The 23875-nt window shown below is 32.8% G+C and carries 29 protein-coding genes and 1 pseudogene; 12 read left to right on the top strand and 18 right to left on the bottom strand.

Annotated features, from left to right (window positions below):
* On the top strand, nt 1–674 hold a 674-nt coding region (locus FEZ33_RS02545; protein WP_212746656.1), incomplete at its 5' end, for an ATP-binding protein.
* A 182-nt stretch (nt 675–856) separates the two neighbouring features.
* Here FEZ33_RS02545 and FEZ33_RS02540 read toward each other — a convergent pair.
* Entirely contained in the window at nt 857–1105 is a 249-nt protein-coding gene (locus tag FEZ33_RS02540) for a response regulator (RefSeq protein ID WP_138403826.1), read from the bottom strand.
* Complete coding sequence (locus FEZ33_RS12395; protein WP_171031254.1) at nt 1105–1776, bottom strand: sensor histidine kinase; 672 nt, start codon at nt 1774–1776, stop codon at nt 1105–1107. Before FEZ33_RS12395 ends, FEZ33_RS02540 begins: the two co-directional genes overlap by 1 nt.
* Nucleotides 1777–2543: 767 nt before the next feature.
* Between FEZ33_RS12395 and FEZ33_RS02530 the strand changes: the two genes are divergently transcribed.
* Complete coding sequence (locus tag FEZ33_RS02530; protein ID WP_138403824.1) at nt 2544–3176, top strand: hypothetical protein; 633 nt, start codon at nt 2544–2546, stop codon at nt 3174–3176.
* The gene (locus FEZ33_RS02525; RefSeq protein ID WP_138403823.1) at nt 3169–3825 is read left to right on the top strand and encodes a hypothetical protein; all 657 of its coding nucleotides are present in this window, start codon (nt 3169–3171) and stop codon (nt 3823–3825) included. Before FEZ33_RS02530 ends, FEZ33_RS02525 begins: the two co-directional genes overlap by 8 nt.
* A 58-nt stretch (nt 3826–3883) precedes the next feature.
* On the opposite strand, the gene FEZ33_RS02520 is transcribed toward FEZ33_RS02525, so the two are convergent.
* From FEZ33_RS02520 to FEZ33_RS02510, 3 genes are all read right to left on the bottom strand, one after another.
* Nucleotides 3884–4795: a hypothetical protein gene (locus FEZ33_RS02520; RefSeq protein WP_138403822.1), complete on the bottom strand. Its 912-nt coding sequence runs from the start codon at nt 4793–4795 to the stop codon at nt 3884–3886.
* Nucleotides 4796–4892: 97 nt separating this feature from the next.
* The gene (locus FEZ33_RS02515) at nt 4893–5411 is read right to left on the bottom strand and encodes an NUDIX hydrolase (RefSeq protein ID WP_138403821.1); all 519 of its coding nucleotides are present in this window, start codon (nt 5409–5411) and stop codon (nt 4893–4895) included.
* Between the two features lie 12 nt (nt 5412–5423).
* On the bottom strand, nt 5424–6281 hold the full coding sequence (locus FEZ33_RS02510; RefSeq protein ID WP_138403820.1) for a GNAT family N-acetyltransferase: 858 nt from the start codon (nt 6279–6281) through the stop codon (nt 5424–5426).
* 90 nt (nt 6282–6371) lie between these two features.
* On the opposite strand from FEZ33_RS02510, the gene FEZ33_RS02505 reads away from it, so the two are divergent.
* A complete protein-coding gene (locus FEZ33_RS02505) occupies nt 6372–6998 on the top strand; it encodes an HD domain-containing protein (RefSeq protein ID WP_138403819.1) in 627 nt (208 codons plus the stop codon).
* A 101-nt stretch (nt 6999–7099) separates the two neighbouring features.
* Here the strand turns inward: FEZ33_RS02505 and FEZ33_RS02500 are convergent, their stop codons facing one another.
* The 6 genes and pseudogenes from FEZ33_RS02500 to FEZ33_RS02480 form a co-directional block, all read right to left on the bottom strand.
* The gene (locus FEZ33_RS02500) at nt 7100–7918 is read right to left on the bottom strand and encodes a metallophosphoesterase (RefSeq protein WP_138403818.1); all 819 of its coding nucleotides are present in this window, start codon (nt 7916–7918) and stop codon (nt 7100–7102) included.
* Nucleotides 7919–8026: 108 nt separating this feature from the next.
* Nucleotides 8027–8266, bottom strand: a pseudogene (locus FEZ33_RS02495) (ATP-binding cassette domain-containing protein); the annotation flags it as partial.
* A gap of 1 nt (nt 8267) precedes the next feature.
* On the bottom strand, nt 8268–8369 hold the full coding sequence (locus FEZ33_RS12685; protein WP_138403816.1) for a DNA/RNA helicase domain-containing protein: 102 nt from the start codon (nt 8367–8369) through the stop codon (nt 8268–8270).
* 117 nt (nt 8370–8486) lie between these two features.
* The gene (locus FEZ33_RS12390) at nt 8487–8627 is read right to left on the bottom strand and encodes a hypothetical protein (protein WP_171031253.1); all 141 of its coding nucleotides are present in this window, start codon (nt 8625–8627) and stop codon (nt 8487–8489) included.
* Between the two features lie 9 nt (nt 8628–8636).
* Nucleotides 8637–8930, bottom strand: coding sequence for a hypothetical protein (locus FEZ33_RS02485; protein WP_212746655.1), 294 nt, complete (start codon nt 8928–8930; stop codon nt 8637–8639).
* Between the two features lie 371 nt (nt 8931–9301).
* Nucleotides 9302–10045 carry a sugar phosphate isomerase/epimerase family protein gene (locus FEZ33_RS02480; protein WP_138403814.1) on the bottom strand — a complete coding sequence of 248 codons (744 nt, stop codon included), beginning with the start codon at nt 10043–10045 and terminating at the stop codon, nt 9302–9304.
* 209 nt (nt 10046–10254) lie between these two features.
* On the opposite strand from FEZ33_RS02480, the gene FEZ33_RS02475 reads away from it, so the two are divergent.
* The 5 genes from FEZ33_RS02475 (at nt 10255) to FEZ33_RS02455 (ending at nt 14827) form a co-directional block, all read left to right on the top strand.
* Nucleotides 10255–11172: a phosphate/phosphite/phosphonate ABC transporter substrate-binding protein gene (locus FEZ33_RS02475; protein WP_138403813.1), complete on the top strand. Its 918-nt coding sequence runs from the start codon at nt 10255–10257 to the stop codon at nt 11170–11172.
* A 97-nt stretch (nt 11173–11269) separates the two neighbouring features.
* Nucleotides 11270–12100, top strand: coding sequence for a phosphonate ABC transporter ATP-binding protein (phnC, locus tag FEZ33_RS02470; RefSeq protein ID WP_138403812.1), 831 nt, complete (start codon nt 11270–11272; stop codon nt 12098–12100).
* Between the two features lie 14 nt (nt 12101–12114).
* Nucleotides 12115–12894 (top strand): phosphonate ABC transporter, permease protein PhnE, encoded by a 780-nt coding sequence (phnE, locus tag FEZ33_RS02465; protein WP_138403811.1) that lies wholly within the window; start codon nt 12115–12117, stop codon nt 12892–12894.
* Nucleotides 12894–13670, top strand: a complete 777-nt coding sequence (gene phnE / locus FEZ33_RS02460) for a phosphonate ABC transporter, permease protein PhnE (protein WP_138403810.1) — start codon at nt 12894–12896, stop codon at nt 13668–13670. The genes phnE (FEZ33_RS02465) and phnE (FEZ33_RS02460) overlap by 1 nt, the downstream gene beginning before the upstream one ends.
* Nucleotides 13671–13684: 14 nt before the next feature.
* Entirely contained in the window at nt 13685–14827 is a 1143-nt protein-coding gene (locus FEZ33_RS02455; protein WP_138403809.1) for a metallophosphoesterase, read from the top strand.
* A 113-nt stretch (nt 14828–14940) separates the two neighbouring features.
* On the opposite strand, the gene FEZ33_RS02450 is transcribed toward FEZ33_RS02455, so the two are convergent.
* From FEZ33_RS02450 to FEZ33_RS02425, 7 genes are all read right to left on the bottom strand, one after another.
* A complete protein-coding gene (locus FEZ33_RS02450; protein WP_138403808.1) occupies nt 14941–15579 on the bottom strand; it encodes an ATP-binding cassette domain-containing protein in 639 nt (212 codons plus the stop codon).
* A complete protein-coding gene (locus FEZ33_RS12555) occupies nt 15567–16424 on the bottom strand; it encodes a hypothetical protein (protein ID WP_212746654.1) in 858 nt (285 codons plus the stop codon). Before FEZ33_RS12555 ends, FEZ33_RS02450 begins: the two co-directional genes overlap by 13 nt.
* Nucleotides 16421–17065: a hypothetical protein gene (locus FEZ33_RS02445; RefSeq protein WP_138403807.1), complete on the bottom strand. Its 645-nt coding sequence runs from the start codon at nt 17063–17065 to the stop codon at nt 16421–16423. The genes FEZ33_RS12555 and FEZ33_RS02445 overlap by 4 nt, the downstream gene beginning before the upstream one ends.
* A 179-nt stretch (nt 17066–17244) precedes the next feature.
* Nucleotides 17245–18267, bottom strand: a complete 1023-nt coding sequence (locus FEZ33_RS02440) for a hypothetical protein (protein WP_138403806.1) — start codon at nt 18265–18267, stop codon at nt 17245–17247.
* Nucleotides 18268–18364: 97 nt separating this feature from the next.
* Complete coding sequence (locus tag FEZ33_RS02435) at nt 18365–18769, bottom strand: hypothetical protein (protein WP_138403805.1); 405 nt, start codon at nt 18767–18769, stop codon at nt 18365–18367.
* 100 nt (nt 18770–18869) lie between these two features.
* Nucleotides 18870–19667, bottom strand: coding sequence for a hypothetical protein (locus tag FEZ33_RS02430; protein ID WP_138403804.1), 798 nt, complete (start codon nt 19665–19667; stop codon nt 18870–18872).
* A gap of 351 nt (nt 19668–20018) precedes the next feature.
* Nucleotides 20019–20621, bottom strand: coding sequence for an accessory gene regulator B family protein (locus FEZ33_RS02425; protein WP_138403803.1), 603 nt, complete (start codon nt 20619–20621; stop codon nt 20019–20021).
* A 329-nt stretch (nt 20622–20950) separates the two neighbouring features.
* Between FEZ33_RS02425 and FEZ33_RS02420 the strand changes: the two genes are divergently transcribed.
* The 3 genes from FEZ33_RS02420 (at nt 20951) to FEZ33_RS02405 (ending at nt 23867) form a co-directional block, all read left to right on the top strand.
* Nucleotides 20951–22231, top strand: a complete 1281-nt coding sequence (locus tag FEZ33_RS02420) for a sensor histidine kinase (protein ID WP_138403802.1) — start codon at nt 20951–20953, stop codon at nt 22229–22231.
* Between the two features lie 23 nt (nt 22232–22254).
* Nucleotides 22255–22968 carry a LytR/AlgR family response regulator transcription factor gene (locus FEZ33_RS02415; RefSeq protein ID WP_138403801.1) on the top strand — a complete coding sequence of 238 codons (714 nt, stop codon included), beginning with the start codon at nt 22255–22257 and terminating at the stop codon, nt 22966–22968.
* A 554-nt stretch (nt 22969–23522) separates the two neighbouring features.
* Nucleotides 23523–23867: a hypothetical protein gene (locus FEZ33_RS02405; protein WP_138403800.1), complete on the top strand. Its 345-nt coding sequence runs from the start codon at nt 23523–23525 to the stop codon at nt 23865–23867.
* Nucleotides 23868–23875 lie beyond the last annotated feature (8 nt).

The raw sequence follows: 23875 nt of genomic DNA, 5'->3' as shown, positions 1-23875 counted from the left end.
ACAAGCAATATAACGATTTGGGCTTCGAAGATCGCTTTAAGCTTTTAGTAGACAGCGAACATTCTCGTCGCAAAAGTAATAAGCTTCAACGCTTAATAAGGCAAGCTGCATTCGAAGTTCCTTCAGCATCAATTGAGGAGATTCAATATTTCGAAGACCGACGGTTACCAAAAGAAGAGATCTTACGCTTAGCTTCTGGGTTGTACTTAGAAAATAAGAATAACATCATTCTAATGGGAGCAACTGGGGCTGGGAAAACCTACTTAGCCTGTGCCTTTGGTATAGCTGCTTGTCGTCAATTTTATAAAGTACAGTATGTTCGCCTACCTGAACTTCTAGATGAGTTTAAAATAGCAAAAAATCAACCAGATGACAGCTATAAGAAATTAATGCGTAAGTATACGAAGAAAGAACTACTCATTATTGATGAGTGGCTTCTTCATGACTTAACAGAAGAAGAACTATACTTGACCATGGAAATCATAGAAAAAAGGGAAAAGACGACATCTACGATCTTCTGTACCCAGTTCAACACTGCTGGATGGCATTCTAAGTTGGGAGGTGGACCAACAGGCGAAGCAGTTATTGATCGGATTGTTCATAATTCCTACACCATCACTATCGATGGTGAAACATCTATGCGTGAACGACTGGGTTTATCCAATAACTTCTAGGATATTACTATGAAAAACTAATATAATCCTATGGATTATGTAAAGATATCCCATAACTAACTTAAATCACAGTGGTTATGGGATATTTCTTTAGTGGTACATTAAGCTGGCAAAAGGTGGTACATTCTTTGGCAAACAGTGGTAAGAAAGTTGGCATCAGTGGTACAAATGTGTGGCAGTAGTCAGTCATCAACCTTTCTTATCTCTTTAGCTAAGTCTAAACCATTCATATCATGGTTTAAATCAATATCAAGAAAATAGATTGCATTCGAAGCTTTTTCAGACCTAATTGCTTCTAAAAGAATGAGTGGGTTCACAGATGCCAGGCTGAGTTCCATATCAAGTGATTCAATCATAATGTAATTAGCAATGACTTCACTCATATAGGCTAATTGCTTCTTGTCATCTTCGCAAATATAAATAGATTGCATCAAATCACCTCTCTTGGGATGATCAGCTCTTGAGTAAACACCTGATCATTAATTTGAGTATTAAGCAGTATCATAGACTTATCTACTAGTCTATCTAAGTTAAAGAGTCCAATCCCTCGTTCTGCCCCTTTGGTTGAATATCCGTTTTCTTTTAATGTAACTAAACTTTCAATATTTACTCGGCAAGAGTTTTCTACAATTATTAGGGACTCCAATTCTTCTTGGATTAATGAAACCGATAGCTCTCCATGTTGAATTTCTGCCGCTTCTTCGATGGCATTATCTAAAATAATGCCTAACATACGTGGCAATGATAATGTTTCATCTGTTTCAATAAACATACTTTCTGACACTTCAATGTTCACAACAATCCCTCGTGACTTGGCATATAATAGTTTAGTATAGATTAAGTTTCGTAAGTCAGCATTTTGTAAGTAAATTAGTTTACCTAATTGCCGATTGGTATCATCTGTTTGAATGTCATGTTTATCTAAGACTCGTTCAAAATAATCCCGTAATTGATCCCACTCTTCAGCTTTTATGAATCCATCAAGACTAAGCAATATATTTTGATAATCATGACGAAACTGACGAACATCATCATATTGCCTTGTAATCAACTGATTATATTGTTGATTAACTTCTTCTTGAGCTTTTTCTTGTTCAATCATTCGAATTTGCTCACTGCTATTGTGAAAGAATATAAGTACTAGAACAAATAATACACTCGCGAATAAATAAACACTTCTAAATATAGTAAGCATTGAATCATTGAGTAAGAAATACTCGAAAAGATTCATCAGTTGAGCATAATAAACAACAAAGAAAATGCACAAAATAATAATATAAATGAATGTTTTTGCATTGATATAATATCTGTAGAACCACTTTATAAGTTGTCGAGTAAGGAAAGTCAGAATACTAATAAAAGCTAAAGTAATTATAATTGTCATCCAAAAATGAGGTAGTTGAACATAGCTCATTGATTCTGTAGCTATGTAATAAATAATTAAAGGTAAAGCACTATATATAGTACTAATAGAAACAGTTCTGTAATGCCAGTAAGTCGATACGAAAAAGACCATAAATATTAAAAATGTTTGTAAAGCTTCACGGTAATTCAAATTTAATTGCGCTGTGATTATAACAACGATGATACATATAAAACCTGAAACTACTTTATTTATTTTTGGCTTTTGAATGAAATATGAGTATAAAATATAAGTTGGTACAATATATTGAAAAATATTGAAATTCATTGTGCACTCCTTTACTTTAGGCTGATTATGAGTGAAAAAACATCGTTTATGAATAAATTAACTTTACTATCATCATATCTATTATAGTATAAGTAAGAAGTTGAAAATTGTTTTGTTACTGAAAGTATAGATTTGCTAAAGTATTTCGTCAACAATAAATTCCAAGGAGGATGGTTTAAATGAAATTTTCACGCAGTACTGTAGTTACGTTAGCCGTTATATTTTTGATAAATTTCTTTACAATTTCATTAGTTGAAGCACATGATGGTTTTGGAGATTTTCCGTATGAAGGTACTTATCTCACCGATGAAAACCAAGCGATACGAGGGTTTACTTTCGATACTGAGTCGCAATCAATTACTATTCTTACTCAACAGTCGAGTCAAAATGAAGATATTCGTCGTTTATTAGAGATTAGAAACAGTGGAAACCATACTGCTTTAATCGATCCATTTATCTCAGCTGAAGAAGTAAATGACATGCGCGAAAAATGGGGATTAGACGATATAGATTATTCAAAAATATTGCTAGAAGCAGCAGATAAAGTAGAGCCTTGGATGACTCGTAAGGATGCATTGAGACTCGCTTTTCAAGAAATTCCGGGAGTGCATTCTTTATCGGACATTGATTCTGACTTCAATAGTGATATTTTGATTTCAAAACCTGAAATTCTACAATCCCAAGATTTATGGATTGTTGGCATTATGGGAGACCCACGGATTCTTCGTTTTGAGATGAACGAGAGTACCGACAGTATCACAGATGAGTACGGAATCGTTTATACCTTAGAAGAAGGTAATCAAAATGAATAAGTTAATAAAATTAATTATTCTTTTAGGTTTAATCGTCACGCAGGTTCAAATCGTTTCAGCTCAAATCTTTGATTATGATGGAACTTATCTAACTGATGATGAAACACAAGTTATTTCAGGTTTTCACTTTGATCAAAAAAATAATACTGTTGTTGTTATTACCCAAAATTCACCCACCATGAATCCAACTAATTTGAGTAACCGGACACGTCTAAGTAATATCCAAACTTATATAGATGATCATATTGATTTTAACTCTATGACCAATGAAGAAGTGAGCTCATTCAATGAAAAACATGGTATTGACTATGCTGAAGCTTATCGAGCAACAGCAGATATCGTAGCAAATAGTGGTGGTGAGACTTGGCGTTTTATCTTTGATTTACAAAATCCAGGCATTCTAAATTTAGCTTCTTTCAACTTTTCATCCAATTCGGCGCAAGGTAGGACGCCACACGTCCTGTATATCAACGAGCCTAATATTAAGTTCAATCGAAATTTATGGGAAGTATCAATGTATGATATTTCTACTCCCCTATTACGTTTTGAAGCTAATACTAATACAACTTATATTAAGGATGACTACGGTGTTGTCTACAATTTAGAAACTGATGTTCCTGACGATCTCGATTTTCTTTTGTTTGATTAAGCCTCATCATAAAATACAAATATCCCCATCAGCTTGGTTGCTGATGGGGATATTTAACTTATTCTCCGCTATATCTCAATGAATTCTCATACGTTAATTGGCGGTCATGGAATGCCTGGATTTCTGCTTCAATACTTGGGTAAATTTCTTTTACTACAACATCTTCACTGCTAGCACTATTTTGAGCTTCTTGATATAGTGACAGGACTTTATCGGGTCCTGCTTGATTCAGTCTTCCATAAGTTAATTCTGAATTAGCGATAATAATCGAACTAATTGCACTGTATGTTTCATAGTTCTCATTACGCAATAGATTTAAATCAGGGTATTCATTCGCAATATCTCGGTACAATTCTAAGTATATATCTTCGCTACCGGCTTCTTGATGAGTATGATATCGATTGACTAAAAATTCACTATCGACCTCACGTAATTGTTCACGGTTAATTGGTTGTTCTGTAATCATATTGTCGTGGATTATATAAGCAAGCTCTTCTTCAGCATTGCGGTTAAACGTCACTTCTGGCTGAGGGATTAAGATATCTTCATTCTCATCATAGACAAAGTAGAAGTTTTCAGTCGTCATGGCTGCTTCTTCATCACCATAACGCATTGAATAATCATTAATATTTGTGTTAAGAATATAAAGTGTTCTCTCTGAATTATCGTCAATACCATCCACTTCAAAGTTCTCTTCAACTTGAGTCATATCAATAGTATAGTAGACTGAGCCATTGTAATCATCTGTTATTATCATTTGGTTACCACGCAAGATAGCCGACTGACTCGTCATGTCACCTTCATACGACCAGACACCTTGAATCTCTTCTGGGATTCCTTCAAACTCATTCAACTCTTGGGCCAATATTAATTCCGGTTGCTCTAGCGTCATCGATTGATCATGGGCTGTTACATTGACAATAGCTATCGTACATAATAAAGCTAAAACAATATCACGAATACGTCTCATCTAATCCCTCCCTATTGCTTGTTATATCAATTATAGCAATCATTCAAAGGGAATGGTGTGAAGTTTGCTTGAAGTTTATGACGTTATTGTGACATTCTTAAGTTAATTTAAGGTGCTTTAATTTGATTTCTTTAATTCGCTCTATGACTTCATTTGTTAAACGGACTAAACTATCTGTATTTGATATAGCTAAGACTTCGTCTTCACTCAACCACTGGAAACCTTGAGTCTCTCCTGCTTGTAATTGAATGGAGTTTTTATCTATATTAGTTAAACAAAAGAAACTTTTTTGTAAATATCGTTTCTCTTCTCGAATAATGACTGGCGTCAATTCATAGAGTGCATCTGCTTTAATCCCTGTTTCTTCATATAATTCTCGCCAAGCACCCTCACTAAAGTCTTCACCTTTGATTGTACTTCCACCAGCAGTTAACTCATATTCTCCTGCACGACTTTCTTTATCATCCGAACGCTTCATTAAAAGATAATCCCCATCAACATGCTGCACAATAATATTCACAATCTTATGATAGGTACCTTCAGGAATCGTATCTCCTCGTCCATGATTCGTACTAACGATGTTTCCACTCCGATCAAATAAGTCCCATAATTCCAAAAATTCCCTCCGTTATTCTTTTAAATAAACGACTTCTGATATGACCCCAAAGCCATTCTTTTGATATAAATGTTTAGCGTGTGCATTTTCTTTTTCTACTGATAAGCGAAATAGACGTTCGTCCTCTGCATTTAACTGCTTCATCATTTGATAGATACCTTGCGTTCCAAAGCCCTGTCCTTGATAATTTGGATCCACGGCTAAGCCAAGGAGATAATAATATTCTTCCGTTGTGTTCACTGAACTGGAGCCAACAATGTCTCCCTCCTGATTCAAGAAAACAAAGATCTCATGATCATCTTCACCAATACTGCCTTCTGCATAGGTCATCGCTTCTTGAAAAGAACTCTCGAAAACTTTTGCTTGAAATGAAGCGATACTTCTCGCATCTGTCATCACTGCTTTTCGTACTTGGATAGTTGCTTCTGGATATTCTTGCTCAACCATTACTTTAGCTTCCATCAAATATTCTGTCTCGTGCCAGTCGATTTGATACGTTCTGTGTAGATAATTCGTTTTTTCAATGAAGCGTCGCTCACTTATGTAAGATATATCAGCAATACGAAAGGATTTAATAATCTCTTTAGCTTGTTCTATTAGAGCTGTGGCAATACCTTGTTGTCTATAAGTTGGGTGCACAATCACTGATAATTCAGCTTCTTCAATATTATCAGCATATATGGATAGAAAACCAATCAAGTAATTTTCAACCCAAGCAAATAAAAATGCGGGCATTCTTTGGTCAAAATTAAAGCGATTATCTAAATAAATATCATGATATGTTCCGTCATGCGTTTGAACCATTGCTTCTAATTCATTGATTTGCTTTATTGTCGTATTATCTAAGGTGTTTCTTGCTTCTATCTTCATCTTATTTCCCCTATTTTTTAATTAATTCTAATTTTAGCACATTTAATTCTAATTATGTTATACTAACAAAAATATCAATGAGGTGTTAAAATGATAAATCAAAAATTAGTTGAGTATATTGAATCAAAAATAATTCCTCAGTACAAAGCCTATGATGGCGCTCATCAACCTGATCATGTATATCAAGTAATTGAGAATAGTTTGGATATCGCAAAAAATTATAATGTGAATCTAAACATTGTCTATGCTATCGCAGCTTATCACGATATTGGCTTAAAGTTTGGCCGACAAGGACATGAATCAGCCTCTCGTAAAATTATCGAAGCGGATTTTGTCTTAAAAACATTTTTTACTGATAATGAAATAAAGACGATTGCCCAAGCAGCAGAAGATCACCGTGCATCTTTACCTTATGAACCCCGTTCACTTTATGGCAAGATTATTTCTGAGGCGGATCGCGATATCAACTTTGAAAGATTACTGAGTCGAACCATTCTATATAGTTTGGATCACTATCCTGACTACGTTAAAGAGGATACTTTTAAACGGGTTTATACGCATATGATTGAGAAATATGGTCCTTCAGGACGAATTAAACTTTGGCTAGAATACGAGCCTAATGTCGAGAACTTAAAAAAAGTTCATGCGACTCTTGCGGACGAAACAGCCTTTCGTAAAGCTTTTGAACCTCTGTACTCAAAATACAAACAAAACTAATCATATTTACAACATTATCTTAGGAGCTTCTTCCTAGATAATGTTATTTTTATACTAAAAAAGCTTAACCATACTTAGAGATAGTTAAGCTTTTTAGCATTTCAATGTAAATCGACGATGACAATTTCAGGTGGATTAAAGATACGTGGGAACTGTTGATTTTGAATCATCAAGCCGCGACTGACAATCATCGTAGCCTCATTCTCTAATTCATATTCGCCACCGGCGTAAGCTGGGAAAAAGCCCTGTTGCGGTGAGTAAAGGCCGTTAATTAAGCCAGGTAATCGGAATTGTCCTCCATGAGCGTGTCCCGCTAATATTAAGTCAAACGGGTATTTTTCATATTGTTCAACTTGTTCAGGGCGATGACTGATTAAGATATTAAGATACTCTGTATCTATTTTTTTTCCTACGTACTTCAATTGTTTTTTAAATGTACGTTTGTGTTTCGCATCATCCACACCATTTATTACTAGTGTTGTTTGACCCACTTCTACTTTCGCACGGTCTCCTTCTAACACTTGAATATTCATCTCGCGAATCAAGCGTTTAAAGCCAGCTAAATGTTTCATACGTAATTCATGATTCCCCGTGACGTAAAATGTTGGGTAATGTTGGCCTAACCAATCGAGGAGCTTAGTTGTTGGGTGGACATTTCCAACGTAGTCGAAAAGGTCACCTCCTAAAAGCACAATATCAGGCTTTTGTTCGGAAATTTGTTCTATCAAGATAGATTGATTATCACCAAACTGGTTATTATGTAAATCACTTAAGAACATCACCCGAACATTATTGTTTACTTTATTGCTCTTCATTTGGTATTTTCTAATTTGAATGCTTGTATCAAAGGCTCTTCTTACAATTGCAACCCCTGCGAACGTTAAGGCTAATTTAGTTAATGTCTTCATTTTCATCGTCATCACCCACTCCCTTATAACTTACTATTCTACTACGAAAACCCTCTCATTTAAGTTAAATTTTACTAATAATGTCGTCATCAATTTCTCTTTTAGTCACTGGAATCTCATTTAACGAAGATGTATGAGCTTTTCTTCATCTATTTGATACACTGGATCAGCGACTCGGCTCACAAATTCCTTATCATGAGATGTAAAAATAACCGTACCTGAATACTTCTGGATAAAGCTTTCTAAAGCTTCAATCGTAAAAACATCGATAAAATTAGTTGGCTCATCTAGAATCAATACATTACTTGCTTTGACAAACATCTCTGCCATAGCCACCCGTGTTGCCTCACCCCCACTTAATTTATTCAAGGTGATTTTGATAATTAAAGTTATTGAAGGCATCCCTGTTTGATAATAGAAGATGAGCTTCATCTACTAAGACAACGTCCGCTTGCTTTCTCAAATCGTAATATGCTTGTGGTCTCCACTATATTGTAATGATCCAATTCGTCCGACGAATATTTCCGATTTCACCGTTCTCTACAATCGCTTTTATTTTTTGATAAAGCGGGTTATTACGTTAATTGAACATAATTGCATAAGAAAATTCATCTTTTTTAGACTCTGCAACTTCGTTTAATTTTTTAACCTGTTCTGTATATACACCTGCTGACTTTTCGTTTAATACGTGTAAACCATTTTCCAAAGCATAAATCGCCATTTCAGGGTGTTAGTAATGTGGTATCTCTTTCAATACTGCGTCACCGTATCCACTATTAACCATCTCTTTATAGTTACGATAAATTTTAGTGTTTGGAAAGTCTGCTTTGATTTTCTCGTCTTTAGCCTCATCAATATCTGTAACCGCTACTACTGCCATTTTGTCAACTTTACCTTCAGTGACTAAACTTCCATAGAATCCACCTTGTTGTCCGTATCCAATAATACCTAAGTTAACTTGTTCCATTTCCATGTCTCCTTTTAATAAACTATTTTTTCTAACCATTTGTTTTGGATAGCTCACTTTTAACTTTCTTTTTTAGAAAGTGAATAATGCAATCCGAAACCTTTAAAGAGCTTATAATAGGAAACAAGAGCACTTTCAACTGATAAATGAAATAAATAGCTCTTTATATTTAGTTTTTAAGACTCACATTTTCTTATAAGGAAACTTATTTTATATTATTAATTTTTTTGACATTCTTTCACAATCGTATCCTTTTTAAATTAAGTATTTCCATAGACATGTGTGAAAATATTTAATAAAAAATTTACTCTTTTTCATCCGAGTCATCGAATGTTTTATTTTAATTTTTTCATGTTTATTTGGTTTTTCTATCAAAAAAACTGCAATTATTCCATTAATTGCAGTTTTAAAGTACTATTTAATTCTGACTATTTCTTTTTTAATTTCTCGATTTCGCCTTTTACCGTCTCAAATGGATTACCGCCACATGGGTATTCAATTGCCCGATTGACTTCTTCTGAAAATACAGCTAATATTTCGAGCATACTGATATCCCTTTCATCAATCAGAGTCATTTCTTTAGTATCGGCTTTAATGTTTTTCATATGAATGAACGTGACATCATCTTTTAATGCTTTCGCACTTTCTAATGGGGACTGGCCTGTTGCTAAGAAGTTTCCTGTATCAAAAGTCATTCCAGCGTCAATACCTGCGTCTTTAAGTTTACTAAGAATCCTTTTTATCTTCTCTGGTGTTGAGTAGTCTTCTTGATCGTTCTCTAATGTAAGGTGTAAGATACCGTATTCTGTCATTAGAGATTTAAGTATTTCAATATCCACATCATTTATATCTTCATCATAACCTGCAATGATTTTGAATTGTTTAGCACTTAATTCGCTATATTCTTCAAAGTACTGACGCAAAGTTTCTTTACTCATTAATACGCCCGGGAATAAAACATCAGGTACAGCAAAGAATAAAGTCATATTCAATTCTTCGGCTTTTTCTTTTAATTCGGCTAATTCTTTTCTATCACGTAAATACTCACGACGAATCTCAACTGTTTGAATCCCCAAGTCTTTGATTTTTTCTAACCATTCAATCTGAAATTGCCCTTGTTTCATGAGTTCTTCGAATACATATGTATTCAGAACTAAATTTTTATCTTCCATATGATGTATCTCCCTTTAATTGAATAAATTATAATAAATATTTTGTAAGTGTTACCATTTTTTTGGAAAGCTTGAAACTTTTATATCTTTGATAGTAAAATTGCGAACAATTTTGCTCTCTTTACCAAAATAATATATATAATTTACACAATCTTTACAATTATAACGTATAATCAATATAGATTAATAGAATGGGAGAGATTCATACAATGTTTAAGAAAATCAAAACGCTTTTGTTAAGTAGTTTAGTATTAGGTGGCTTAGTTGGTGCCGTCCAACCTAACCAAGCTGCTGTTGCTCAAGAAGAAGCTTTAGAAGTACAATTTGTTCCGACAAATAACGATGGTTCAATGGAAGCTCGTGCACAACCTCTTGCTGATTTCTTATCAGAGCAATTAGGTCGTGAAGTGAATGTTACCTTAGCAACTGATTATACGACGATTGTTCAAGCGATGGCATCGGGTCAAGTAGACTTAGGTATTATGCCACCTGCTGCTTATGTTCAAGCGCGTGACTTAGGCTCGGCTGAAGCAATCTTAACATCTGTATTAGGGGCCTTCGATGATGAAACAGGTTTACCAGTTGAAGGTGAGACGACTGGCTCATTCCAAGGTGAAATTTTAGTTCGTGCTGATAGTGACATGGAAGAATTAACTGACTTAGTTGGTAAAAAGATCGCAACATTAAGCCCTAATTCAGCATCAGGTTATATCTATCCTGTAGCAGAGATGATTGAAGCTGGTATTGATGTAACAAGTGATGTGACTTTAACAACAGTTAATGACATTCCAAGTGAAATTACAGCCGTATTAAACGGTCAACAAGATGCAGCATTCGTATTCGAAGGTGCGCGTGTTGTATTCGGTGGTGCTTTCCCAGATAACGACTTAATGGAAGAATTAAAAGTTCTTTATTTAACTGACGGTGAAATTCCTAATGACGCTATCGCTGTTCAACCAGATATGGATGAAGAATTACGCGAAGCAATCAAAGAAGCATTCTTAACAATGGCAGATTCAGAAGAAGGACTTGAAATTATGTCATTATGGAGTCACGAAGGCTATACAGAAGTAGATGAGTCAGTATATGACCAAATCTCAGAATACACTGAGATTGCTGCTCAATAATTTTTAACCTTACATTTATGATGGCTACCTTTCACGCGTGATGTTATCGTTGAAAGGTGGCTATTTTTTTAATGACTTACTATAACGGAGGTATTCAATGATAGAATTCAAAAATGTATCAAAAGTATTCGACAATGGCGTCGTAGGTTTAAACGATATTAATCTGACGATTGATAACGGAGAATTTGTTTGTATTATTGGTTTAAGCGGAGCAGGTAAAAGCACTTTACTACGGAGTTTAAACCGGTTAAACAACATTACTCAAGGTGACATCTCTATTAATGGGGAATCGATCACACAAGCTAATGCCAAAGAATTACGTCATATGCGTCGTAATATTGGCATGATTTTCCAACAATTTAACCTCGTAAGAAAAAACACAGTCCAAAAAAATGTTATTTCAGGTCGTTTAGGCTACTACAATAACTGGCAAACTCTACTTGGTCTCTTCTCTAAAGAAGATTATGATCGAACTGAGAAAGCTTTAGAAAAAGTCGGGTTAGCTGATAAACTAAAAGTTCGTAGCGATTCCTTAAGTGGAGGGCAACAACAACGTGTATCCATCGCTAGAACAATTGTCCAAGAAGCTGAACTAATTCTAGCAGATGAACCTGTATCTGCCTTAGATCCTGTTACGTCTGAAACAGTCATGAATGACTTCAAGCGCTTAAACGAAGAAGCAAATCGCACAATCATTATTAATATCCACTCAGTGCCCTTAGCTCGTAAATATGCTTCACGTATTATTGGGATGCGAGACGGCGAGATTGTCTTTGATGGACCTGCTTCAGAAGCTACCGATGCTAAACTTAGTGAAATCTATGGTAAAGCTATCTTTGAAACTGAAAAAGAAGCTCGTCAAGAAGCAATAGAGGCACGTATTGAAAGCGACGTTCAACAAGAAATTCAAGAAGAAACAAACATATAGAATGGAGGTCGAACATGAAATTAAAACAAACCATTCATGATAATTTGTTCAAACACATGGGCTTAACATTCTTGATTATTATTCTCTTTTTAGGTGCTGGAACAGTCATTGATGCTGATTGGACTGAAGTGATGGAGAATCACCGACAAGCAACGATTTTTCTTCAGGGGTTCTTACAACCTGAGTGGAGTTACATTAATCAGTTGGTTGAACCGATGATTGAGACTATATTAATGTCAGTTTCAGGGACATTCTTAGGCGTTGTCTTTGCTATTCCTGCAGCCTTTTTAGGCACTTATATTGTCACACGAAACTATATTATTACTTATATCTTCCGTTCATTCTTTAGTCTCATCCGGACGGTACCCAACTTACTTTTAGCCGCTTTATTTGTTGCGATTATTGGTATAGGTGAATTAACTGGGGTCTTAACGATTGCGGTGTTTACATTTGGGATGGTGTCACAATTGATTTTTGCAAATATTGAAACCATTGATGATGGACCGATTGAAGCAGATGAATCTATTGGTGCAACGCGTTTCCAAATCGCCGTGAACTCTATTTGGCCCCAAGTATCACAAAGTGTCTATGCATACGCCTTGTATGCCTTTGAAGTGAATATACGCGCTTCTGTTGTCTTGGGTTACGTTGGTGCTGGAGGTATTGGTGTGATGTTAAATACTGCGTTAAGCTTTATGCAGTTTGGTCGAGTGAGTTTAATCATCATTATTATTCTAGTTTTAGTGTCAGCAACAAATTGGATTAGTGAATATATTCGACGGGAGGTTATCTAATGACTAAAAAGAAACTGATTAATTATAGTCTACTGATTATCCTTGTTCTCCTGGTCGTTTACTCATTCATACGTTTAGACTACTCAAATATTGTTAACTTACAGTTTAATCATGTTTGGAATATCTTTATTAGTTTACTGCAACCAGATATAAGCTATGTATATGATGGCTCAAGCGAAGATTTAATCCATCTAATGTTTGAAACCGTTGTGATTGCTTTTTATGGAACCATTTTAGGATCGGTTCTATCTCTACCATTTATCTTACTGAGTGCCAAGTCTATTTGGGGGCGATTCCAAATAATTCCAACGTTGAGTCGAGGATTATTGAATTTACTCCGCTCAATTCCAGCTTTAATCTATGCTATCCTATTCGTAAGAGTAGTTGGACCAGGTCCATTTGCTGGAGCGTTGGCTTTAGGTGTTCAATTAATTGGTATGCTTGGTAAATTAGTGAGTGAAGAATTAGACCGAGTAGACGAAACTCCTGTTGAAGCGGTTGTAGCTGCTGGTTCGACGAATATGCAGTCCTTTCAATATGCAAGACTGCCACAAGTCGTACCAATCGCAGCTTCTCATATTCTCAACCACTTTGAAATCAATGTTCGGAGTGCTACGACACTTGGATTAGTTGGTGCCGGAGGTATCGGAGCCCCAATTATATTCGCCCTACAACAACGTAATTGGGCACGTGTTAGTATTATATTAATTGGAATTATAATGGTTGTCGTATTGATTGACTTATTCAGTACAGCTATTCGAAAGAAATTACGTTAGAAAGTGGTGGAGTAATGAAGAATGTATCAATACTCGCAACAACGGATGTACATGGATATGTTGATGAAGGCTTAGCAAATCTTAAACAAGTTAGGGAAGATTTAAAAGCAAACTTACTCATCGATAATGGAGACTTTCTTATTGGTAGTCCTTTAGCTACTTATGGCTACAGCCAAAGTCAATATACTCCTTTAGTAGAATTAGCTAATGAGATAGGTTATGATATTATGATTCCAGGTAATCATGATTTAGATTTTGGTTTAGAATGGCTGCTTAAGCAAGTGAGTAAACTTGATGCTGAATATGTATGCGCTAATTTATATGATAATCAAGGTCAGTTAATATTTAAACCCTATACAACCAAGACGATTAACGGTGTAAAGATTGCTGTCATAGGACTTCTTACTGGTGCATGCAGTCAATTAGCTACAAACTCGTCAGTATTAGATGTGGTGGTTAAACCACCGATCAACAAATTGAATAGTTTAATCACCCAAGTTAAACAAGAGTCTGATCTTATTATTGTTGCTTATCATGGCGGATTAACGAATCATCCGTCGACCGGAGACCTTTGGACTTATCCTTCTCGAGAAGATGAAGCGTATCAGCTTATGGAACAATTTCCAGATATCAATAGTTTGATTTGTGGCCATCAACATTTTATAAATGTTGGTATCCACCCAAGTAATATTGCATTGATTCAACCTGGTACACAAGGAAAAGTGGCTGGCTATCAAGTATTTAGCTTTGCTGATGAAAACTCAGTGACAATTGTAGATAATAAAATCATTCAACTGAATACTCAGGAGATGTCTTTTGATACCCGCTCTGATTATGAAGATTGGATAGAGACACCAGTGGATTTAGCAAAAGTGGCTGAATATATTACGGAAAATTTTCCAGCTGACTTTCATTTTTTAAATTATACAGCTCAAACCTTAGATGATTTAATCGCTGATACTCAAGGTCCTTTCCCATTAAGTCGTTATTATTTATCAGGAGAAGAATTAGCGGATCACTTGGATTTAGAAGGTATCATTGATACTTCTAAAAATTATAACGTCATAGCCTCTCCAGGAATATTACCTGATTATCGTATTCGAGAGCAGTATTTAATTCCATTGTTTGATGAAATTGTTAAATATCAAGCGTATTAATAAGAAGCCAGTACTGATATGCTCACATCAGTACTGGCTTCTTTTATTATCTTTATTAAATGATTATATACAATACAAAATGGAATCCTTTATCCTCGTAATATAATTGTAGATTAAAATGATTGTTGAATACTTCCCTCTTTTATTTCAAAGACATAATCACATAAGTAATCAATATCTTCTGAATTATGTGATGTTATTAAAATTATTCTACCTTCTTGCTTTAAACTCATAATAAGTTCCCTAATTAAAATAACGCCGCTTTTATCAAGACTATTCATTGGCTCATCTAAAATCAGTAATTCTGGATTTTCCATAATTGCTTGTGCCACACCTAGCCTCTGCTTCATTCCTAAAGAAAAGTTTCTAACTTTCTCTTTATTATTTGGATCTAAGCCAACAGATTCTATCGCATTAAGAATACCTTGTTTTTCAATCTTCCCATTTATATCTGAGAGTAATTTTAAGTTCTGATATTGATTATAATCTAGAATAAAAGAAGGTATCTCGATTAAAAAACCAGTGTTTAAAGAGAATTCAATGTCTTTTCCAATTCTATCGGAATCCATCCATATTTCACCGGTATTTAATGGTATAAGACCTAGAATCGATTTCATTAAAATTGTTTTTCCGCTACCATTATCCCCAACTAACCCATATATATGTCCGGAGGAAAGTTCTAAATTAACATCTGAAAATAACTCTTTATCTTTAAATTTTTGACTCACATTCTTAACTATTAGTTGTTCCATAAAATTAGTTTTCTCCTTAATTTGTCGTTATAAGCAATATAATAAATTGCAGTAATCATTATTATTATTCCTACAACTAAAATTGTTATGGCAAAGCTCAGTGTAGGGTATCCGTCAAGTTGAGATGTCGAAATATTTGACAAAGAAATCCAAGAAAAGACAGAAATATAAAAGCCATAAAATTTATTAAAGTGTCTGATTGCCAGACATAAGAATATGAATACAGAGTATAATACCAGTCCAAGTCCTGGTCTAATTATATTGAATAGCATCAACATTAATCCTGAAAAGAAGAATATTAAAATCATCATTATTACAGTCATTATAAAAAGTTGCAGGGGTGTGTAATTAACCACTAATGTCGAAGGAATATTTATAGCAATTTCGTATTGATTAATAATATCTGGATAATAATTAAGTGATCCTATCAACTTTCCCCAGTCATTAGAATGAAAAGTAATATATGAAAGCGAAATAATAATATAACTAAGCATAATATTTATTATATATATAAAAATACTAAAGATTATATACAATATTTGTGATGTAATCCATTTACTCGTAGAAGTTCTGTGAATCAGATAGGACTGCATCTCATTATTCATAGGAATATTCGATAGTATAAGCAAAAAAGATAGTGTTATGACAATTATAAAAATTGGATCTGTGTGTAAAAAAGGATAAAGAGATATGTGTAAATCTAAATTAAATTCATCAGCAAAAGCAAGAATTGGATTTAAAATTGAATACATATATAACCATTGCAGTATTATAGCAAATAGAACTCTTTTTTGAGTATAATTTGTAACGAGATGAATCCAGATCATTTGAAAGATTTGCCTCATCGATATCCTCCTTCAAACTTCTTTTTATATAAAAAGATAATGAGTAGAAAAATAATAACTACTACTGTTATTAGATATAAAATAGGATAGATTGTTGATATCCCAATATTATTTTCAATATCCCCTTCTCCAAAGTACAAACCTAGAGAATTATACATTGAAAAAACTTTGCGAGGATCTAATAGAAATGGCAATATTTTTACTTTATCTAAAAAGATAATCACAACATTTGATGTTAAGGGGACAGTAAATAGAACAAGTTTGTTCTGGCTAAAAAAACTAACAACTAAACTGATTAAAGACATGCAGTTCATCTCAGCTGATTGTTTAAATATTAACCATCCATAAAACCATATAGCCGAGTGTTCTCTTATTAAGAAACCATTGGATAGTCCATATAGAATGTTAGAATTACTTTCAATAGGATTTGTAATCAAAGGAAAGTTCAAAGATAAAAGATATATTACTATCGCATTGCTTAGTCCAACAATTAAGAATGAACAAGAAATACATATAAATATTTTACTCAAAAAGTACTTACTTTTCCCCATCCTGGGTAAGGTATATTGTAAAACGCCTTGTCTTATGTCTCGTGCAATAAAGTCAGCGACAAATAGATTTACAATCGTCGATAATGCCAATGATATCGACGTATGATTAGTACTAACGGTCCATATATAGGCTATATTTACTTCATGTGTACGCTCAAAAAGTAACTCTTGATAGAACGGTATAATCAAAAATAAAATATAACCTAATATTATCAACAAAAAATATGAAGTTAGAATATTGTTCCTTAGTTCAGAAGTAATATACTTAATCAATGTAATGTTAACTCCTTTTTAGTTTCAGCATCAGTAAATATATATGTAGGATAAGTCACTCCATCTACTTCCTGTTCAATAACTCCTAACCACACAGGGATATATATGTCTGATTCTTCACTCGTTTTAGAGCCTAACAAATGCAGATACACTAGTTCCAAGGATGATAATTTAGTATCGTTAAGAATAATTATATTCTCATATTTATTTTCAATTAATGAAATTATTTCTTCAGCATTCAAATTAATTTGACTTAATCTTTCACCAACTTTGTTATAACCCCTAAGATCTGAATTTTCTAGACCATTTTCAGAAAAAGTTAATTGAAACACAGTATCTTCAGCAACAATACCTGCTTCATAATCTCCCATTGCAAAATCATTAATAGGGATATCTTCTATAAAAAATTTAACTGAAGCCATGTATAAATCAGTCGCAGTCTGACTAATCTCCTCATCGCCACCTTCAACGTTAAAGTATTCTTTTAATAATACACTCATCTCATTCGCTGTAATACTTTGTAACTCAATTGAATAGTCTAATTCAATACCTAAACTATGTATTAAAGTATCAATTTCTTGCGTAATTTCCTCTCTAGTCGCAAAAGATAAATCATCCTCCGTCGACACTTCAAGTCCATTCTCTTTAACTACATTTTGAACATCATAATACACAAAACCTTCACTTCTGGTATATCCATAAGCAATGCTGTTCTCCACTTGAGCAACGCTCAATATATAAGACTCATTCTCGAAAGAATACCGTTCCATTGTTAGTTCTGGTATTGAACTATGTTCAAAATCTGCAACTTCCAGATTATGATATTCCGCCACTCCTTCTAAAAAGTCATTCACATCTTGTTGTATTATTTCATATTTAAAACTTTCTTCAGGATATTCATCATGTATAAGTTCATCACTAACTGAATACTCACCTTGTGCAGTGACAGTGCTTAAGTGAATATTCACCATAATCATCAATCCTAACAAACTAGTAAATAACTTCATCAATTTATTCATAATTTTTCTCCTTATCTTATGATATGAAAAAACTACATAGCAGTCTAATTTCTCAGAAAAAATCGCTATGTAGCAAATAAGATTTCATAATTCTTTATTAAGGTGCCCAATATCCTTTAACTGTCGCACTATTTCTAGATTGACCTGCGTCCATTGATGCTGCTAAGTAATAATCTTCACCGGCTATTGCTAAGCCACTATAGTACGGAAGATATTGACGATAGTGCCCAGAATAGTCCCTATAATCAGTCGCTATCCCTCCGCCTGTTGCGAATCTCACTCTAAAAGTTACGTATATTCCACCATAAATACCAGAGTTTGGTGTAACTGCTGCTGAAGCATAATCGTATTTTTTTCTATATCCACCACTATCTCTATAACCTCCCGCAGTAACATTAACCGTAAATGGCGTTCTATCTTGAGCTAATACTTCTTCTCCAGGCATAAATATGCCTGTTAAAGATAATATAAATAGAAAAATTAATTTTGATTTGTTTTTCATAATAAAATCTTTCTTCTCGTCTTATATTTTTTATATTATGTGGCTATAATATTAGTTAATAAAAAACAACATACTTACACATCGTTTTAGTGTAGTGCTATTAATCATAATATGATTTATCTTGTAAATTAAAATATGTAATTTTATTTATCGATTTTGATTTGTATATTGTTGCTTTTACTTTCCAATCATTATACTTTAAATCATTGTCTGGCTTTTTTTCTATGAGAGTAAATATCCAATTCTGTTTAATAGTATCTTTATTTTCTTCTTCTTTTACTAACTCTAGATTTTCAACCAAATAATCTTTTTCGCTTTCTAAAGATAAGTAATACATCTCAGTTAGGTCTCCATTTATTAACATTTTTTCTAAATAGTTACTTTCGACTAATTCAATGTACTTTTCATTCATTAATTTAATTAGTTGTTCACTATCATAAGAATATGAAGTTGGTGAGTTCTCACCTTCAGAATCTTGTTGGCTTTCATTCATAGCAATCGCTTCTAATTCTAGAATTTGAGCAAATTCTTTAGCTTCTTTATATGTAATGTTATACGTTGCTTCAATAAAATCTTTTTCAATTGTTTTTACTGTACTATTGTATACCTTAGCAGCTCCTCTTTTTATTGCATCACAAATTCCATTACCATACGGACAAGCTCCAATCGCAAATGGTGTAATATCAGAACCATCGTCATATAATATCGTAAAGTTATCTCCAAAGTAATCTTGTGTTGTACTTCTCGCTTCTATAAATTCACTTGTAGACTCTAAATGCTCAAAATCATGAGCAATATCATGTGCATGTACTTTCTGCGATGTAATCAATGTACCTAATAAAAAGATCAAGAGCGAAAGAAAAAAAGTTCCTTTTATAAAATTTTGCTTATTATACATATATTTTGTCCTCTCGTTTTTTTACTTTATTTTAGCTAAAATTAGTTATAGAAATCTAAACAGTTATTTATTTAGGGGATATTTAATTATATTTTCTCAACAATTCAAAAAATAAACTATTATCATAGCACAAAATCCAACGTAATATAAACGTTACTTCTAAACAGTCAATTCGCTCTTACGCTTTTGAAAGAAGTTTCAATAAACTTAAATTCCATCAAAGAGGTTATTAAATTTTTATTTGATATAACTGTTTGACTCCCATGATTCCTAATTAAATACGTTTGAGATAATTCACTTATGGAAGAATAATTCTGATCACTAAATTTAATTTTATATATTAACTTAACTTTAAAATCTAGCAGTCCGCTTTTCCTTAAATAAATTCAGAATTTGATTTCTAATTCCCATAACTAGTAATATTACATTGGCATTCAGTGCTAATGTTATATATTGCATGATATGTTTCTTACCTATAAAAAAAGCAATTACATAAATAATTAACATAACTAATAGAATGATTTTAATTTGATTAGTATTCTCGATAAAAACGAGATTCTTAACAAATATTTTTATCCATTGATGTACAATTCCAAACACTACTAAGAAAGATATAATAAAAATCCAATGAAGGGTTGAGTAATCCAATTCGAAAAACTTTAGACAAATCGACATTAATGTAAACATCACTCCTGAATAAAACAAACAATAACTTGGTCTGCTTGCATGATATCCACCACCATAAATTCTTAGAGGAATGAAAAAGGTAATAACAAACATTAATTCTATTAATACGCCAAACACAATAGCAATTAACCCAGCTATTATGAAGCATATAATTTGATGTATTACTACATTCATTCCAAAATCAATACATTCTTTTTCAATATCTGATAACCTATAAGCATTCTCAATCATTAATATTGTCTTGTTGATAATTTTTCTTTTTAACATAGTCTCTTATATCCTGACTCGCTTTGAATTGATAAATAAACATCAAACTTCTTTGACTCACTACATTCCAACTCACTAATCCTATTAGTGAGTTATACAATAACTTACCGAATTTTTTTTTGAAATTAACCAACTATCATTCTTCCCTCTATTTCACTATATAATACTTTTATCAATAATCAGTAAAGTTGTAATGAAAACCCTATAAATTGTAATAGAAAAGTTTTATTGTGTCTTATCATATTTAATATCATTTTTTGAATTTTAAATGTTATACTTAATTTTATTCTAATGAGAGTTGAATTCATAAACTAATTAGGTGGTGCTACTTGGATTTTTTTAATATTTTTTATGCAATTGTTAATCCCTTTTATCTTTACATATTATGGTTATACTTTACTGTATGGTTCGGTAAAAGTAGTGCGACAATAAGCAATAAGTTATTAATTTGGTTGATTTCATATTTAGCTATTACTTTTTCTTTCTTATTTATTCAAATACCGTATATCACTCTTATAACTAATCTAGCTAGTTTTAGCTTAATTTTGAGTTTGTTTAAGGGTGTTTTATCAAAAAAAATATTATCTGTTTTTATTTTGGTGTCTTGTTTATTAAGCATCGAAATATTAGTTGTTTCACTTTTTAATAATCCAACACCTACTTTAATAAAACAGTATAATTTTCAAAATATCACATCTCTAGTCTTAAGCTACTTAATAGAATACGTATTAGTAAAATACTTAATTCGAAGAAAATATAATTTTATTTCAATTTATAATAATCGTTTACTTTCTTTTAGCCAATTAGTCATTCCATTATTAACAACTATTGTTTTCCTTATCTTTATTAAAGATTCCTCTATTTCCGAATTTCAATTCATTACCTTAGCTCTATTTTTTATATTAATTAATGTCATTTTATTTGAATTATATGATGCTCTTTCAAGAAGTTTTAATTTATTAAGCGAACAACAAAATTTCAAACAAGAACAATTAGATTACGCTAATCAATTAAAGATGATAAAGTCTCATGATGAAGAATGGCGTGAATTTCGTCATGATTTGGCTAACCGATTAACGCCTCTGTATGGGTTTGTTGATCAATACCCTAACAGAGAATTACAAGATATTATTTTCGATATCGTTCCAGAACCACTTAAAGAACCAATAAGCAAGACAGGGCATATTGCCATAGACAGTATTATTAACACTAAACTTCAACCTGCATCTACTGAAAGTATCAATTTAACAACTGAAATATGGATACCGAAGAAAATTAAAATTGATAGCATTGATTTAGCTGTGCTGTTAGGTAATTTACTTGATAATGCAATAGAAGGCTGCTTGACTATCCAAGAAAATCGATTCATTGATATCAAACTACTATTTGAATCAAATCAGCTTAAATTAAGGATCTCCAATTCTTTTGATGGTGAGGTCGATAAGCAGGGCGAGCGAATTTTGTCACGGAAAAGAAATAATAATATACATGGATTTGGCTTATCGAGTGTTCAAAAAATTGTTAATAAATATGATGGAATGCATGATATTCACTACACACATGATTCGTTTTCAATTAAAATACTTTTATTCGAACCTGTTGTTGAATAGATTTGAAAATTAGGAGGGTGTTTATGGTCGAAATATTAATTTGTGATGATCAGGAATTTATTACAGAGTGCTTAAGTAAATATATACTGGATCAAATTATTATTAAAAACTTAAATGTTACAGTTAAAAGTTTTTTGACAGGCGAAAGCCTAATCGAATACTTGCAATATGCTCAACCAAAAAAACGGATTATCTTATTAGATATTGAAATGATTCCTATGGACGGCTTATCAGTAGCAAAGTATATTCGTAATGCTTTAAATGATTATACAACTGAAATTATTTTTGTAACAGGTACAAATGGTTATGAACGTGATTTGTTTGAAGTTCGTCCTTCTGGGTTTATTTCTAAGCCGATTAATTTTGATGCTCTTTACAACACGCTCACAAGAGTTTATAACCTTCTGAACTCTGAACATGTATATTTCCAGTACTCTCAACATGGAATAAAGAAATCAATTCGCTTAGATGACATCCTCTATTTTGAGAGCATGAATCGGAAAATTAAGTTAGTAAGTACAAACCACACTGATTCATTTTACGAAAAAATGACTACACTAAACAACAGACTTGTTGATTATCCTCACTTTGTCTCTTGCCATCGATCTTTTACTATCAATGTTAATAAGATTATAAGAAGAGAAGGATCCCGTCTTATAATGACCGATGATAAGTCTATTCCCATTAGCAATAATAAAAAAGACTTGGTTGAAAAAGCTTTGTTGCAATTTATATAGCACCAAGACAAAAAGAAGGAAAACTGATGACTCATTTTCCTTCTTTTCTTTATTTAAAGCCAATTACTAACTCTTTACCACTCTTTTTTGCTAATTCATCGAGAGTTTGAATCGTGACATTTAAGTTTCCATTTTCAATTCATGCAATAACCGATTGGATCTTCCCCGTCTTTTCAGCAAATTCTTTTTGTGTCATATGCTGTGACTCTCTTAGTTGCATAACTTTAACGGCGATATCTAATCTGATACTTTCTTTTCTATACTCTTCTTTTAAAATGCGGATTCTGAGCAATATCCTTATTTATCAAGTCTCTTATTTTACTCATTATAATCCCCTCAAACCAGCTTAGTCATTCGTCTACTAAAACCAACTCATCCTAATCCGACTCTAATTTTTTCCCAATGAATACATTCCAAAGTAGTTTTAAATTTTCGCTAGTTTTAGTATGGCAGATGATGCAGTATTATTTTTCCTGTTTATCCATTCTTCATACTTTAGACCAATGTCGTACACGTTTGAATTGACTAAAATGGTATTATAAGGAGTGATTCAGATGGAAAAGATTAATAAATTTATTGCAAAAACGCCTCGAAAATTCTGGCTTTACAATAGTATTGTCGCTCTTATCTTTTTTCTTATTGCGCCACACAATTTTTTTCAAGCAATTTTATTCCCGTTTGTTGTCATCACAGTTCGCTACATCACTTTGAATTATTTAACAAATGTCACCGTTAAATACTTGGGCTTTTATCCCTTCAAGAAAGATATAAAATGGTTCTTAATTACTTTGGCAATTAGTTTTGTGCTTTATCAAACGTCATTTACCATTATGATTTTAGGTGGATTACTCATTCTATGGCAGGAAGGTTATTTTGATCACTTCAAGATTAAGAAATAACTTAAAAA

Origin of the sequence: Ruoffia tabacinasalis, from assembly GCF_005864045.1 — a bacterium.
GTDB lineage: Bacteria > Bacillota > Bacilli > Lactobacillales > Aerococcaceae > Ruoffia > Ruoffia tabacinasalis.
This window is presented reverse-complemented; position numbering and strand designations above follow the sequence as displayed.

Bases quoted from the DNA above. Each gene is read 5' to 3' on its own strand.
- FEZ33_RS12395 (WP_171031254.1), bottom strand. From the start codon at position 1,776: ATGATTGAACAAGAAAAAGCTCAAGAAGAAGTTAATCAACAATATAAT.
- FEZ33_RS12390 (WP_171031253.1), bottom strand. From the start codon at position 8,627: ATGGCGATTTATGCTTTGGAAAATGGTTTACACGTATTAAACGAAAAG.
- FEZ33_RS02525 (WP_138403823.1), top strand. From the start codon at position 3,169: ATGAATAAGTTAATAAAATTAATTATTCTTTTAGGTTTAATCGTCACG.
- FEZ33_RS12555 (WP_212746654.1), bottom strand. From the start codon at position 16,424: ATGAGGCAAATCTTTCAAATGATCTGGATTCATCTCGTTACAAATTAT.
- FEZ33_RS02510 (WP_138403820.1), bottom strand. From the start codon at position 6,281: ATGAAGATAGAAGCAAGAAACACCTTAGATAATACGACAATAAAGCAA.
- phnE (WP_138403810.1), top strand. From the start codon at position 12,894: ATGACTAAAAAGAAACTGATTAATTATAGTCTACTGATTATCCTTGTT.
- FEZ33_RS02415 (WP_138403801.1), top strand. From the start codon at position 22,255: ATGGTCGAAATATTAATTTGTGATGATCAGGAATTTATTACAGAGTGC.
- FEZ33_RS02475 (WP_138403813.1), top strand. From the start codon at position 10,255: ATGTTTAAGAAAATCAAAACGCTTTTGTTAAGTAGTTTAGTATTAGGT.
- FEZ33_RS02430 (WP_138403804.1), bottom strand. From the start codon at position 19,667: ATGTATAATAAGCAAAATTTTATAAAAGGAACTTTTTTTCTTTCGCTC.
- FEZ33_RS02455 (WP_138403809.1), top strand. From the start codon at position 13,685: ATGAAGAATGTATCAATACTCGCAACAACGGATGTACATGGATATGTT.
- FEZ33_RS02520 (WP_138403822.1), bottom strand. From the start codon at position 4,795: ATGAGACGTATTCGTGATATTGTTTTAGCTTTATTATGTACGATAGCT.
- FEZ33_RS02405 (WP_138403800.1), top strand. From the start codon at position 23,523: ATGGAAAAGATTAATAAATTTATTGCAAAAACGCCTCGAAAATTCTGG.
- phnC (WP_138403812.1), top strand. From the start codon at position 11,270: ATGATAGAATTCAAAAATGTATCAAAAGTATTCGACAATGGCGTCGTA.
- phnE (WP_138403811.1), top strand. From the start codon at position 12,115: ATGAAATTAAAACAAACCATTCATGATAATTTGTTCAAACACATGGGC.
- FEZ33_RS02440 (WP_138403806.1), bottom strand. From the start codon at position 18,267: ATGAATAAATTGATGAAGTTATTTACTAGTTTGTTAGGATTGATGATT.
- FEZ33_RS02435 (WP_138403805.1), bottom strand. From the start codon at position 18,769: ATGAAAAACAAATCAAAATTAATTTTTCTATTTATATTATCTTTAACA.
- FEZ33_RS02500 (WP_138403818.1), bottom strand. From the start codon at position 7,918: ATGACGATGAAAATGAAGACATTAACTAAATTAGCCTTAACGTTCGCA.
- FEZ33_RS02530 (WP_138403824.1), top strand. From the start codon at position 2,544: ATGAAATTTTCACGCAGTACTGTAGTTACGTTAGCCGTTATATTTTTG.
- FEZ33_RS02425 (WP_138403803.1), bottom strand. From the start codon at position 20,621: ATGTTAAAAAGAAAAATTATCAACAAGACAATATTAATGATTGAGAAT.
- FEZ33_RS02450 (WP_138403808.1), bottom strand. From the start codon at position 15,579: ATGGAACAACTAATAGTTAAGAATGTGAGTCAAAAATTTAAAGATAAA.
- FEZ33_RS02480 (WP_138403814.1), bottom strand. From the start codon at position 10,045: ATGGAAGATAAAAATTTAGTTCTGAATACATATGTATTCGAAGAACTC.
- FEZ33_RS02505 (WP_138403819.1), top strand. From the start codon at position 6,372: ATGATAAATCAAAAATTAGTTGAGTATATTGAATCAAAAATAATTCCT.
- FEZ33_RS02540 (WP_138403826.1), bottom strand. From the start codon at position 1,105: ATGCAATCTATTTATATTTGCGAAGATGACAAGAAGCAATTAGCCTAT.